Source organism: Paenibacillus sp. LS1 (genome assembly GCF_026013365.1).
GTDB lineage: Bacteria > Bacillota > Bacilli > Paenibacillales > Paenibacillaceae > Paenibacillus.
This window is the reverse complement of record NZ_JAPDOE010000002.1, coordinates 658,314-671,385: the sequence shown is the minus strand read 5'-3', so window position 1 is coordinate 671,385 and position 13,072 is coordinate 658,314. Positions and strand designations below refer to the sequence as shown.

The window sequence follows — 13,072 nt, the reverse complement described above, 5'->3', positions numbered from 1 at the left end:
CTTCAGATGAATAAGGAGGATATGGAATGAGCGATAGAGATTGGGAAGCGTTGGAGCGGACGGACTGGTTATTCCGCAAAATGGTCAGACGATTTGTCAAAGAGCGGGATCGCATCTCTGTAGAGGGCATCAGCCTGCCGGGCATGCTTATCCTGCACAAAATCATTCGAGAAGGTGAACAACGGCTTGGGGATTTGGCAGAACAGTTGGACTTTACATCCGGTGCCATTACTGCTCTAACCGATAAGTTGGAGAAAAAAGGACTCACTATCCGCAGACGAAAGGAAGACGATCGGCGGACGGTTTTACTGGACATCACATCCAGCGGGCGGGAGATGTATGCGAGAAACAGCAACATCGGTGCTCGATGTATCACGCTTCTGTTTGAGGGTTTTACAACGGAGGAGCTGGAGCAACAGAGTCAATTCTATGAGCGGGTGGTAGCGAATCTGGAGGGGTTCTCGGACACGGTGCTGGAATTGGCGGAGAACAATGGGATACAAGAACACGAGCAGTCTTCCAAGCGTGACCTTGAGCAGAAGCAGCGAGACAATACCGGGAAGAGTAACTATCTCAGTTATTGAAGTTGAATCAAGTAGTGATATTCGACATTCCATTCTACAAACATTCTAGGGGAGAGATGATCAATGGGACACTCAACAATATATCCAACTGGAGCAACGCTATACAATCCGGATAAGGCTTGGGGCGGTTATACCGTCTATCAGGCAGGTGAGGAAGGCGTAGTGTTGATCGATATGAATGGCAAGGAAGTTCACCTGTGGAAAGGATTGTTAGGGTTTCCGGCCAAAATATTGCCTGGCGGCTACGTGCTGGGCAGCACGGGTCGGAGAGATCCGAAGTTCGGTATTCAGGACAATGTCGATCTGGTCCAAGTGGACTGGGACGGCAACATTGTATGGAAATACAATAGCTACGAACATATCGAAGATCCGGGGTATGAGCCACTGTGGTATGCCCGCCAGCATCATGATTACCAGCGTGAGGGTAATCCGGTAGGTTACTATGCACCTGGGCTTGCGCCGAAGACGAAGAGTGGTAAAACGCTCATCCTGGCTCACAAAAATGTGAGTAATCCTCAAATTTCAGATAAGCCATTGCTTGATGATGCCATTATCGAAGTGGATTGGGAGGGGAAGGTGCTCTGGGAGTGGTTGCCTAACGAGCACTTTGAGGAATTAGGTTTTGATGAAGCTGCTCGAAATGTCCTGTTCCGTGACCCGAATACACGCTCTTTCGGTCATCTTGGCGGTGGTGTAGGTGACTGGTTACATATTAATTCTGCTTCTTATGTCGGACCCAACCGCTTCTATGAAGACGGAGACGAACGGTTCCACCCCGACAATATTATCTGGGATGCCAGAGAAGCCAACATTATCGCCATTACAGATAGACAGAGCGGAAAGATCGTGTGGAGACTAGGGCCGGACTATACTTCAACTGAAGCGAAGCACATCGGCACGATTATCGGGCAGCATCATGCACATATCATTCCTCAGGGTCTGCCGGGAGAAGGGAACTTGCTCGTATTCGACAACGGCGGCTGGGCAGGTTATGGCCTTCCGAATCCGGCTTCCCCATTTGGATTGAAACATGCGATTCGGGATCACTCGCGTGTGCTGGAGATTAACCCAGTCACCCTGGAGATTGTCTGGCAGTATACGTCGGCTGAAGCTGGATTTTCCGTTCCAACGGATTCCTATAAATTTTATAGCCCATACATCAGTTCTGCCCAGCGTTTACCTAATGGCAACACCCTAATAACTGAAGGTTCCAATGGCAGATTATTTGAGGTCACAGCTGAGCATGAGCTGGTCTGGGAGTATGTCTCCCCGTACACGGATGGGCGGAATACCAATATGGTCTATCGCTCATATCGAGTTCCTTATCAGTGGGTTCCGCAGTTGGAAAAACCACAGGAGATTGCCATCGAAGCCATTGATGTCTCCACCTACAGGGTGCCGGGAGCAGCACCCAAAGGTTCTGCATCCATCGTGAGCGTAGAGACAACTCTTCCATTTGTGGAGGGGGCAGCCTGTGTGGCAACGTCGGATGAAGGCAAGTCGGGCGGTTAGGCGTCAAGAATCATGACTAGATCGAATGGGGTGTATATTGTGAGAAAACCATCCATAGTAAACGGCGTATTGATATTATTCCTGGCTACGGCACTCCTATTATCCGGATGCAGTTCAAACGCAGCAGGATCGGGAACCCAAGCCGCTACCGGCAAAAATGCCGATAATGTAAAAATTCGAATCGCAGATACGAGTACCAACCCAACGTTCAGGGTAGCCATTGCCAAAGGTTTCTTTGAAAGCAGGGGCATTGATGCAGAGAGTATTACGTTTGGTTCACCGGCTGAAGGTGTAAATGCACTATTTATCAAACAGGTAGATATTGCGTACGGTGCGGACTTCCCTGTATTAAATGCTTTGTCTAAAGGGGAATATTCAGTAATCGCTTCTGCAGGTCAGACTACGGATGAAGCGGCAGCCGCCTGGAAGCTGTATGCAAGGGAGAATATTCAGAGTGGAGCGGATTTGAAGGGCAAGAAAGTGAGTTTCATTCGAGGCACATTTATTCCGTATCTATGGGATGAATATTTGAAAGATCAGGGGGTGGCGCTGAGTGATGTGACGCAAATTGGTCAGGGGGCTTTTGATGAGGCCTACATCGCACTGAAACAGGGAGACCTTGATGCCACTTGGGTAATCGGTTCCGCGTTAACTGATAAATTTGATGCACTCGAAGGGGTACATCAGCTGACGGATATGTCCCAGACGCCTATACGCCTTGGTATGGGTCTGATATCGAGTAATGAATTCATTCAGGCTAACCCCGAAACGGTAAGTGATTTTCTTGCGGCGCTTGATGAGGCATCCACGTATGCACAAGCGCATCCTGAAGAGGTTGCGGATCTGATGTATAAAGAGACCAAACAGCCTAAAGATGCCACGTTGAAAGACCTTCCAATCAATCCATGGGAAGTTGGATTTACGCAGGCCGCTTATGACAGCTTGGCAGGTCAGAAACAATATATGGTGGACACGGGAATCATTGAACAGGATTTTGATCTAGACACCAAACTCAATCTGACTTCTCTCCAACAGGCGCTGCCGGATAAAGTGACATACCGTAAGTAATTTATATTCAAATGGGAGGTGTCCGTTATGTCCTTACCTGCAACTCAGCATACCATTCATATTGAACAGCTTCGGAAAACATATCATGCCCCGACCAATGGGGATGTGCACTATATCATTAAGGATGTCGATCTGGTCATCAAGGGAGGAGAATTCTTTGTCCTGCTTGGTCCCAGCGGGTGCGGGAAGTCAACGCTGCTGAACATGATCGCGGGTTTTATCTCCAAGTCAGGTGGACAGCTCAAGGTGGATAACAAGGAGATTGACAGACCGGGCAGGGATCGGGCGATGGTATTCCAGCAGGCGGATTCGTCTCTCTTTCCATGGTTAACTGTGAGGGAGAATGTTGAATTCGGGCTTCGAATGTCCAAGGTGCCTAAGACACAGCGGCGTGAGATCTCTGATCGTTACATCCAGCTTGTTGGACTGAGTGCTCATGAGGGCAAATTTCCAAAAGAACTATCAGGTGGCATGAAGCAGCGGGTTCAATTGGCCCGCGTACTTGCGAATGACTCGGCGATCTTGCTGATGGATGAGCCATTCGGTGCGCTGGACGCGATGACGAGACGAACCATGCAGAAAGAACTGGTGAATATTTGGAAAGAAACCCATAAGACCGTTATCTTTGTCACCCACGATATTCAGGAGGCGTTATTGCTTGGTGAGCGCATAGGCATTATGTCAGTTGGTCCATCTTCGAATATAACGGATATTTATCACAATACGTTACCTTACCCGAGGAACATCGCCTCGTCTGAGTTCAACACTCTGTATGACCGAATTCAAGGCCACTTTGAAGAATAACTGAGGTGATATGTAAGATGAAATGGTTGGAGAAAAAATGGGTGTCTATCCCGCTTCTATGGGTAACGGTCATCTTAATCTGGCAGCTCGGTGCCCTCATCTATGGGCCTGACGTAATCCCTGGTCCGTGGCACACGATTCTGGGAGCACGTGAACTGATTGCTGACGGTACGCTGATGGAGTATATCGGAATCAGCTTCACTCGTGTACTGGCGGGCTGGGTACTCGGAAGCATCATTGCTATTCCAGTAGGATTGATTATTGGCAAGGTGCATATCATCCGGCTGTTCGCCGAGCCATTCCTTAACTTTATACGCTTTATCCCACCAATCGCCTTTATTACCTTATTCCTGGTGTGGTTCGGAATTGGAGAGCAGTCCAAGATCGCGCTCATTATGTACGCAACCTTCTTCATTGTTGTATTGAATACACTGACAGGTGTGCTCTCCGTTGAAGAAGATAAAATTCGGTCGGCCCGCAGCATGGGAGCCAATGAACGGCAGATTCTGCTGCATGTGATTGTTCCGGCGACAACCCCGTATATCTTCACGGGTGTGCGACTGGCAATGGGAACTTCTTATATGGCCATAATCGGTGCTGAGATGATTGCCTCAAATGAAGGAGTCGGTTACTTGATCTGGAATTCCAGACTCTTTTTCCGAACAGATTGGATCTTTGTCGGGCTGATTTCCCTGGGATTTATGGGATTCCTGACGGATCGATTGTTCAACTGGTTTGGTCGCAGAGTACTCTACCGATATGGGGTCATTGGCGGAGCGAAGCGGGTCTGAATTAGAATATAGGAACACTGGATTATAAAGGATACGTTAAAGGCAATTTATCTTGTTTTGATGTTTGATCAATAACCTGTTTTGGCACTTCTAAACGAGGCCAAAACAGGTTTTTTTTGTGCTGGCGTAAGGAGTTTCGGCATTGGCATCAAACCGTGGTATAATTGAATTTCAAAAATACAATAAACGTCATGCGGGCTGTACATATGCTGCATGCAGGAGACATTATGGATTGGATTATTGGCGCCGTATGCGCTTCTATGGTGGCAGGTGCTGCCTATGCGAAAAAGTCGCTAACCCTGTCTGGTTGCCTGGCAGCCATCATGATGGGAACGATATATTACGGAGCGGGTAACCTGTTCTGGTTTGGCACGTTATTGTTGTTTTTCATTACTTCAACGTTGCTCTCCAGGTTTCGTAAAGATCGGAAGCAGGAGTTGGAGAAATCCTATGCCAAGTCAGGAAATCGGGATGCCGGACAAGTGATGGCTAATGGTGGGATGGGCATGTTCCTATGTCTGGGATACTGGATATTTCCACATCCGGCATGGGTATATGCTTTCATTGGTGTAATGGCTACCGTTACATCGGATACATGGGCAACCGAAATTGGGAGTCTCAGTCGCAAGCCGCCGCGCTCTGTTCTCACATGGAAGGTACTTACGCCAGGTGCTTCAGGAGGTGTCTCACTTCTCGGCACCGTGGCTGCGGCCGTAGGCGGGGCACTGATTGGTGCGGGAGCATTCTTGTTTTCCTGGATCGCCGGGATAGAAGGGCTTAGTCTGTTTAGTTGGACTTTTGTCGGCCTAGTGGGTGGATTGGCAGGTGCTTTTGCCGATTCCTATCTGGGCGCAACGGTACAGATGATGTATCGTTGTACCGTGTGTGGCCGTGAAGTTGAGGTACATGAACATTGCGGGCATCCGACGGTTCGGGCTCGTGGCTGGGCATGGATGAGTAACGACCTGGTGAACGTGCTTAGCTCGGTGATCGGTGGATGTGTAGCGATTGGTTTAGGTAACATTTTGGCGTTGTAAGGGGGAGTACATTTGAGCACGGTACAGGGAGACAAATCGGAGGCTATTTTGGATGCGGCCTATGGAATTTTTGGCTCGAAAGGTTTTTATGAGACGAAAATGTCTGATATTGCAGACGAAGCCGGCATCGCAAAAGGCACCATTTACTTATATTTCAAAAGCAAGGAACAACTTTTTATCGCAGTATCCAAGCGGGACTGTAACAGCTTTATCAGCCGTCTTGAATATGCTTTGAACTCGCATGAGAACACAGGTGATAAACTTGGAGCAATAGCCAAGACCCACCTTACGTATTATTATGAGCGCCGCAATCATACCAAGCTCTTCTTTATGGCACCCAATAATGATCCGGATCTGATGAAATTCATGAAGGCATTTATGAACCAATACATGAGTATGGTGTGTGAGGTACTGGAAAGTGCAAGTGTACCTGAGCCTGTATTGCTCGCTGAAGCCTACATTGGAATTCTGGACCGGCTGAAGATGGATATTATGTTGAATCCGGAGTTTAATGAGGAACATCTGAACAAACGAATTGCTTTTGCAGCAGCATTGTTTCTGGATGGATGCCGTTCTTTTTTACAAGTGTAAAGTGAGTGTACGGATGTACGTGATATTGAATTTTAATTTACAGAGAAGTGGGTACGAACAATGAACATAATGACGGTAGAGCAAATTGCAAAAAGTTATGGCGAAAAAATATTGTTCAAGGATGCTTCATTTGGCATGGCTGATCAGGACAAGATTGGTGTCGTTGGGGTAAATGGAACCGGAAAATCCACGTTTTTGCGTGTAATATCTGGTATGGAACCTGCAGACGCGGGACAGATCTCGATCGGTAATGACGTACGTATTCAGTTCCTGGCACAGAATCCGGATTTCAACCCGGATAATACGGTACTGCAACAAGTATTCGAAGGTGACAGCATGGAAATGAAAACCGTGCGTGAATATACGGAAACGATGGAATTATTGGAACTGAATTCGTCCGATCCAGCCTTGCAAGAGCGGTTATTACGCTTGAATCAGCAAATGGAGCAGCTTCAGCTCTGGCAGATGGAGAGCGAAGCGAAGAGCATTTTGTCCAAACTGGGTATTCGTCAATTCGATGCACTGATGGGCACATTGTCTGGTGGACAACGCAAGAGGGTAGCGCTTGCTGCTGCGCTGATTCACCCTTGCGAACTGCTCATTCTGGATGAGCCGACGAACCATATTGATAACGATTCGGTCGTTTGGTTGGAGCAGTACTTGCAGAAGCGCCGCGGCGCACTGCTTATGATTACGCATGATCGGTATTTCCTGGATCGTGTGGCGAATGTCATGCTGGAATTGGATCATGGACGTTTGTTCCGATACGAAGCCAACTATACACGTTTTCTGGAACTGAAGGCGGAGCGGGAAGAACGGGAAGCTTCTTCCGAACAGAAGCGTAAGAACTTGCTTCGGACAGAGCTTGCGTGGATTCGTCGCGGTGCCAAGGCACGGACAACGAAACAAAAAGCGAGAATTGATCGCTTCGAACAACTCAAAGATCAACAAGGAATCCAGCGCTCGGGTTCATTGGAAGTATCGGTTGGCTCCACTCGTTTGGGCAAAAAGATTCTGGAGATCGAGCATCTTTCCAAATCTGTGGGTGGCCGCACGCTGATCGAAGATCTGAGTTATATTGCTGTACCTGGAGATCGGGTAGGGATTGTCGGACCGAACGGTAGTGGTAAGTCCACGTTGCTTCAGATGATATCTGGCAAGCTGGAACCCGATGCAGGTGTGGTTGACGTCGGTCCTACGGTCAATCTGGGCTACTTCACACAGGAACATCAGGAGATGGATGAATCCCTTCGTGTGATTGAGTACATCAAGGAAGTGGCCGAGAATGTGAAAACAGCCGATGGCTCTCTGATTACAGCATCCCAGATGCTGGAGCGGTTCCTGTTTACCCCGGCATCCCAGTGGACGCCAATCTCCCGTCTGTCGGGTGGAGAGAAGCGTCGTCTGTATCTGCTGCGTGTGCTGATGGCTGCTCCGAATGTATTGCTGCTGGATGAGCCGACGAATGATCTGGACATCCAGACACTCGCTGTACTGGAAGACTACCTGGATGATTTCCCCGGTGTTGTCTTTGTCGTATCCCATGATCGCTATTTCCTTGATCGTACTGTGGATAAAGTGCTGTCTTTTGAAGGCAACGGTGCTGTACGTGTACACGTTGGCGACTACAGTGAGTATGCGGAATGGATGATGAAAAATGCACCTGGAGCTGCTCAAGAGAGTGACACAGGAGCATCGAAGGTGAAGCAGTCATCGGAGAAAACGACTCCTGCTGTGTCAGCGGCTAAACCGAAGTTGAAATTCAGCTTCAAGGAGCAACGTGAATACGATCAGATTGATGAAAATATTGAGAAGGCTGAAGCCAATCTTGTCCGGATTAACAAAGAGATGGAAGAGTCATTTAGTGATTCTGCCCGTCTGCAGGAGTTAATGGCGGAGCAGGTGGAGGCTGAACGTCATCTGGATGAATTGATGGAACGCTGGACCGTTCTGAATGAACTTGCAGAGCAGATTGAACAGAGCAAGTCTTGATTTATGATTAACCACCGCCCTTTTTTCCTTAGTGACATGATGTTGCATAGGAGGAGAGGGCGTTTTTTGTCTGCGAATTTGCGATTTAATGTGAACGTTTAGTATATTCATTACGTTGTATAAGTAAAGAATTCCATAGAAGGGAGAGAACACCACACATATGTATAAGCAAATGAATGAACAGTTGGCAGTGCTCAAGGAAAAGGGGAGAATTTACGAGAAATGGACCAAGCGTCTAGAGAAGCTTCAAATGGAGGAAAGCGAATGGGAAGCAAAGGTAAAGTGTGGGCTGGAGCATCTCCAGAAGGAACAGAAGGACGTTGATCGACTGAACAGTATGACATTGTCGGCATTTTTCTATCAATTGATTGGCAAGAAGACAGAGCGTCTGGAGAAGGAAGAGCTGGAACTGATGGAGAGTAAGGCTGCATACGACACCGCTTGTCGCATGTTACAAGACGTACAGGAGCAACGAATTCATGTGGAGCAGGAGTTGGAGGGCGGGCGGCAGTATCAGTACTGGCAGAGCGACTACAACGCGCTGTGGGGGAAGAAGGAAGGTCGTCTGCTGGACCAGGATGCAGAATTGCAACACATGGCTGAGAATCGGGAACATCTGGCGAGCGAGCTACAGGAACTGGATGAAGCTTTCCGGGAGGGAGAATACCTGCTCTATGCCCTTGAACGTGCCGAGAAGGCTTTGGCTTCGGCAGGCAATTGGGGCGTATATGACATGATGGGTGGTGGGGTCATCTCCACACATATTAAGCGAGGACGAATGGATGACGCTCAGGTTGCCATCATGGATGCAGGTAAGCGTCTACGTCGCTTTCAGAAGGAACTGGAGGATGTAGAGATGGCAGTACACGCCGATCTGCATCTGGGAGGTCTGCTTTCCTTCGCTGACTATTTCTTCGATAACCTCTTCGTGGATTGGATGGTTCAGGACAAAATTCGCAAAGCCGAACGTCAGGTTAAGGATGGACTGAGTTCGGTTCGGAAGACCATGCATGTGCTAAGAAATGAAATACGTGATCATAAGACAGAGTTAGAGATATTGGATCGTAAATATCATGCATATGTGGAACAGGCAGATTAAGCGACAGACAAAAAAAGGACACTTCCGATTGCACACCGATTTGCTGTGCTTGGAAGTGTCCTTGTTAGTTAGACAAAATATATGGATGTCATCCATGATGATTTCGTAGGTAATTGATTTTGTTTTACTTGGTTGTAATATAGGCAGCGAGCAATCGTGCCGTATTCAGGACAGCATTCTTATGCGTACGCTCCATGGAATGAGACGCGTGAACCCCTGGACCGATCAGTGCTGCTCGGATATTGTTTCCTCCGCGTAATGCTGCACTGCCATCTGAGCCATAGTGGGGATAAATGTCCACGACGTAATCCATTCCATCTTGTTTGGCCAGCTCAATGAGACGGCTAGTCATATCATAGTCATACGGGCCAGAAGAATCTTTGGCACATATAGAAACGTCGGTTTCTTTACAACTGAGGTCATCACCCATGGCTCCCATGTCAACAGCGATCATTTCACTGATTTCCGCAGGGATATACGATGCGCCATGTCCGACTTCTTCATAGTTCGAGATGAGCAGAGAGACGTTATGTAATGGTTTCCAGCCCTCGCGATGTGCAGACTCAAGGATGCCGAACAGGGCAGCTACGCTGGCTTTGTCGTCCAGATGACGTGATTTGATATAACCACTCGGCGTGATGACTGCACGAGCATCAAAGGAGATAAAGTCACCGACAGCGACCCCAAGATTCAACACATCTTCCTTGGAAGAGACGACTTCATCGATTCGAACTTCCATATGGCTCTCGGTCCGTTCAAAGGTGCGTGCATCCGGATAGACGTGTACAGATGGATGAAGGGAGAGAATGGTGCCTGTATATGTCTTTTCATCCCGAGTATGGATGCTGCAATATTCGTTTTCGATACTTTGCATGGAAAATCCACCAACAGAGGTCAGTTTCAATGTGCCGTAAGATGTAATGGAGCGCACCATGGCCCCTAGCGTATCCACGTGGGCGCTCAAAGCAATCGTCTTGGACGAATCCTGCCCTGGCAGTGTAAGCACTGCACCGCCCTTGTTATTCAGCTCACAGGCGATGTCCAGTGATTCTGCTTCCTTGCGGATCATCTCGATAATATGATGTGTGTAACCACTTGGACTTGGTGTGTCCAGCAATTTTTTCAGAAAAGACAGAACATAAGATTCATCAATCGTAAAACTCATTGTTTAATTTCCTCCTTGGAACGTGAGTATGGTGAGAAACAAAATACAGCCTGTCTGGGGGAGCGGATGTGATATTACCATTCCTGACTCGCCAGCAGGCTGACTCTGTTGGTTACAATGTCCCCGTAGGGTTTCCTTTGCGCTGACTCTGGATCGAATCATTTTCCAATAGGCTGTCCGGTTCTTTGGAGTCCAGTGAATCCATCGTTTTGAAAGAATCAAAGGAAGAGTTGCTTGCCGTCGAACTTTCCAATTCAGATACACGCAATTTCAATTGCTTGTTCTCGCGTTGCAGTCGGTATTGGCGATAGATGCCATATGAACCTACAATAATTCCACCGATCAGGGTACAACCGAGAATGAGCAAGATCAGCGGAATTTGTACCGTGTTAAATAACAGGTTAACTTGTACGGAATCCACATTAATGACCGCAAAGATCCCCGTGAGCAGTGCAAAAACAAGACCTGCTATGAGTGCCCATTGCATTTTCATGGTGTTGCCTCCTTGTTGAACAATTGAGAACTAGATATGCATTACCCATATTCGGGTATGTTGCATCTTGCATTGATGATAAAATCCCCTGCCCAAACGGGCAAGGGATGCAGGTCACATGGAAAGACAACCTTATTTGGTTAGCTGCTCCATCTGTTCAATCAATTCCTTGAAGACACTCATAGCTTCACGAATTGGCTGAGGTGTAGACATATCCACACCTGCTTTTTTCAGAATGTTGATGGAGTAATCACTGCCACCACTCTTCAGGAAGCCAAGATAACGGTCGACAGCCGGTTGGCCTTCTTCCAGGATTTGCTTGGAGAAGCTTGTCGCTGCGGAGAAGCCGGTAGCATATTTGTAAACGTAGAAGCTGTTATAGAAGTGGGGAATACGAGCCCATTCCATCTCAATATCTTTGTCGACAACCATGTCTTTACCGTGATATTTAACGTTCAGATCATAATAGATCTCGGATAACAATTGTGGTGTTAATGCGTCACCTTGTTCCGCACGCTCATGAATGATTTTCTCGAATTCAGCAAACATGGTCTGGCGGAATACCGTTGTACGGAATTGATCGGCATAATAGGTCAACAGATACAATTTTTCCTTCGGATCTGTTGATTTATTAAGCAGATAATCCATGAGCAACGCTTCGTTGGTTGTAGATGCAACTTCAGCCAGGAAGATGGTGTACTGAGCATCGCGATACGGAAGTGTTGTATCCGAGTAATGTGAATGCAGAGCGTGACCCATTTCATGTGCCAGTGTGAACATGCTGTTCAGGTTATCTTTGTGATTCAACAAGACATATGGGTGGGTGCCGTAAGCGCCCCAGGCATATGCGCCAGAACGTTTATTTTCATTCTCATATATATCGATCCAACGGTTATCATATCCAGACTGCAATGCGTCTGCATAGTCCTTGCCGAGTGGTGTCAGGCCATCTTTGACGGTTTGTTTTGCTTCCTCATAGGTGATATCCATTTTGTACTCATCCACGAGCGGAGCGAACAGGTCATACATGTGCAACTGATCCACACCCAACAACTTTTTGCGCAGGTCCATATAACGATGCAATAACGGAAGGCTCTCGTGAATGGTGTCTACCAGATTCGTATACACATCCGTTGGGATGTTATCTCCATATAGGGACATTTCCATCACGGAAGGGTACTTCCGAACATTAGCATAGAACATATTTTTGGTTACATTTGCATTCAAGGCAGCCGCAATTGTGTTCTTCTGTTTGGCATAGGTTTCGTATACCGCTTTGAAGGCACGTTCGCGAACTTCACGGTTAGGGTTCTCCAGGAACTGAATGTAGCTGCCGTGTGTCAGCTCAACTTCGTTACCATGTTCATCCTTGATTCTTGGGAACTTGAGATCGGCGTTATTCAGCATGCTAAAGATTGTCTGTGGTGCTTGTGACAGGTTGCCTACCTGAGCAAGCAAAGCCTCCTCGGTTTGGCTAAGAACGTGGGCTTTTTCCCGTTTCATCTCTTCCAGCGTAAATGTATAAGCAGAGAGTTTTTCGTTCGCAATGAACGCGTCCAACTCATCGTCAGGAAGGGAGAGAATCTCCGGTGTGACAAAAGAAAGTGCTTCACCAACCCGTACGCCTAATTTCTGGGCTTTTTGGGACAGGTTTTGATATGTAGGATTCGCTGTGTCTTCATCTTGATGCATACGTGCATACACAAAGAGGCGTTCTATTTTGAGGCTGATCTCATCTTCGAATTCGAAGCAAGATTTGAGTACATCAGGTTGACCCAGTTTGCCTTGAAATTCGGAGGCCTTCTTGGTCAAAGACGATACTTCTTCATATTCCTGATCCCAGGCATTCTGATCGGCAAATAAATCTTCCAGTTTCCAGCTATGCTCGGCTGGCACCTCGGAACGTTTCAATAATTGACTCATGGAAATCCTCCTT

General features: G+C 47.5%; 12 protein-coding genes. 9 read left to right on the top strand and 3 right to left on the bottom strand.

Going from position 1 to position 13,072, the window contains the following annotated elements; genetic code table 11:
• Nucleotides 1–26 precede the first annotated feature (26 nt).
• From OM416_RS12385 to OM416_RS12345, 9 genes are all read left to right on the top strand, one after another.
• Nucleotides 27–584, top strand: a complete 558-nt coding sequence (locus tag OM416_RS12385; RefSeq protein WP_264929664.1) for a MarR family winged helix-turn-helix transcriptional regulator — start codon at nucleotides 27–29, stop codon at nucleotides 582–584.
• Nucleotides 585–647: 63 nt separating this feature from the next.
• A complete protein-coding gene (locus OM416_RS12380) occupies nucleotides 648–2,096 on the top strand; it encodes an aryl-sulfate sulfotransferase (RefSeq protein ID WP_264929662.1) in 1,449 nt (482 codons plus the stop codon).
• Nucleotides 2,097–2,108: 12 nt separating this feature from the next.
• On the top strand, nucleotides 2,109–3,164 hold the full coding sequence (locus OM416_RS12375) for an ABC transporter substrate-binding protein (RefSeq protein WP_264929660.1): 1,056 nt from the start codon (nucleotides 2,109–2,111) through the stop codon (nucleotides 3,162–3,164).
• A 27-nt stretch (nucleotides 3,165–3,191) separates the two neighbouring features.
• Nucleotides 3,192–3,968 carry an ABC transporter ATP-binding protein gene (locus OM416_RS12370; protein WP_074094443.1) on the top strand — a complete coding sequence of 259 codons (777 nt, stop codon included), beginning with the start codon at nucleotides 3,192–3,194 and terminating at the stop codon, nucleotides 3,966–3,968.
• A 17-nt stretch (nucleotides 3,969–3,985) separates the two neighbouring features.
• Nucleotides 3,986–4,759: an ABC transporter permease gene (locus tag OM416_RS12365; RefSeq protein WP_091017536.1), complete on the top strand. Its 774-nt coding sequence runs from the start codon at nucleotides 3,986–3,988 to the stop codon at nucleotides 4,757–4,759.
• Nucleotides 4,760–4,986: 227 nt separating this feature from the next.
• Nucleotides 4,987–5,796 carry a DUF92 domain-containing protein gene (locus tag OM416_RS12360; RefSeq protein WP_264929651.1) on the top strand — a complete coding sequence of 270 codons (810 nt, stop codon included), beginning with the start codon at nucleotides 4,987–4,989 and terminating at the stop codon, nucleotides 5,794–5,796.
• A gap of 12 nt (nucleotides 5,797–5,808) precedes the next feature.
• Nucleotides 5,809–6,387 (top strand): TetR/AcrR family transcriptional regulator, encoded by a 579-nt coding sequence (locus tag OM416_RS12355; protein WP_017689402.1) that lies wholly within the window; start codon nucleotides 5,809–5,811, stop codon nucleotides 6,385–6,387.
• 60 nt (nucleotides 6,388–6,447) lie between these two features.
• The gene (locus OM416_RS12350; protein WP_264929647.1) at nucleotides 6,448–8,379 is read left to right on the top strand and encodes an ABC-F family ATP-binding cassette domain-containing protein; all 1,932 of its coding nucleotides are present in this window, start codon (nucleotides 6,448–6,450) and stop codon (nucleotides 8,377–8,379) included.
• Between the two features lie 160 nt (nucleotides 8,380–8,539).
• The gene (locus tag OM416_RS12345; RefSeq protein WP_264929645.1) at nucleotides 8,540–9,478 is read left to right on the top strand and encodes a hypothetical protein; all 939 of its coding nucleotides are present in this window, start codon (nucleotides 8,540–8,542) and stop codon (nucleotides 9,476–9,478) included.
• A 124-nt stretch (nucleotides 9,479–9,602) separates the two neighbouring features.
• Here OM416_RS12345 and OM416_RS12340 read toward each other — a convergent pair whose 3' ends face one another.
• The 3 genes from OM416_RS12340 to pepF form a co-directional block, all read right to left on the bottom strand.
• Nucleotides 9,603–10,643, bottom strand: coding sequence for a M42 family metallopeptidase (locus tag OM416_RS12340; protein ID WP_264929643.1), 1,041 nt, complete (start codon nucleotides 10,641–10,643; stop codon nucleotides 9,603–9,605).
• A gap of 112 nt (nucleotides 10,644–10,755) precedes the next feature.
• On the bottom strand, nucleotides 10,756–11,136 hold the full coding sequence (locus OM416_RS12335) for a lipopolysaccharide assembly LapA domain-containing protein (protein ID WP_264929641.1): 381 nt from the start codon (nucleotides 11,134–11,136) through the stop codon (nucleotides 10,756–10,758).
• Between the two features lie 132 nt (nucleotides 11,137–11,268).
• A complete protein-coding gene (gene pepF / locus OM416_RS12330) occupies nucleotides 11,269–13,059 on the bottom strand; it encodes an oligoendopeptidase F (RefSeq protein ID WP_264929639.1) in 1,791 nt (596 codons plus the stop codon).
• Nucleotides 13,060–13,072: the final 13 nt, after the last annotated feature.

Coding starts and splice junctions, on each gene's coding strand:
- OM416_RS12385 (WP_264929664.1), top strand. CDS start 27: ATGAGCGATAGAGATTGGGAAGCGTTGGAGCGGACGGACTGGTTATTC.
- OM416_RS12380 (WP_264929662.1), top strand. CDS start 648: ATGGGACACTCAACAATATATCCAACTGGAGCAACGCTATACAATCCG.
- OM416_RS12375 (WP_264929660.1), top strand. CDS start 2,109: ATGACTAGATCGAATGGGGTGTATATTGTGAGAAAACCATCCATAGTA.
- OM416_RS12370 (WP_074094443.1), top strand. CDS start 3,192: ATGTCCTTACCTGCAACTCAGCATACCATTCATATTGAACAGCTTCGG.
- OM416_RS12365 (WP_091017536.1), top strand. CDS start 3,986: ATGAAATGGTTGGAGAAAAAATGGGTGTCTATCCCGCTTCTATGGGTA.
- OM416_RS12360 (WP_264929651.1), top strand. CDS start 4,987: ATGGATTGGATTATTGGCGCCGTATGCGCTTCTATGGTGGCAGGTGCT.
- OM416_RS12350 (WP_264929647.1), top strand. CDS start 6,448: ATGAACATAATGACGGTAGAGCAAATTGCAAAAAGTTATGGCGAAAAA.
- OM416_RS12345 (WP_264929645.1), top strand. CDS start 8,540: ATGTATAAGCAAATGAATGAACAGTTGGCAGTGCTCAAGGAAAAGGGG.
- OM416_RS12340 (WP_264929643.1), bottom strand. CDS start 10,643: ATGAGTTTTACGATTGATGAATCTTATGTTCTGTCTTTTCTGAAAAAA.
- OM416_RS12335 (WP_264929641.1), bottom strand. CDS start 11,136: ATGAAAATGCAATGGGCACTCATAGCAGGTCTTGTTTTTGCACTGCTC.
- pepF (WP_264929639.1), bottom strand. CDS start 13,059: ATGAGTCAATTATTGAAACGTTCCGAGGTGCCAGCCGAGCATAGCTGG.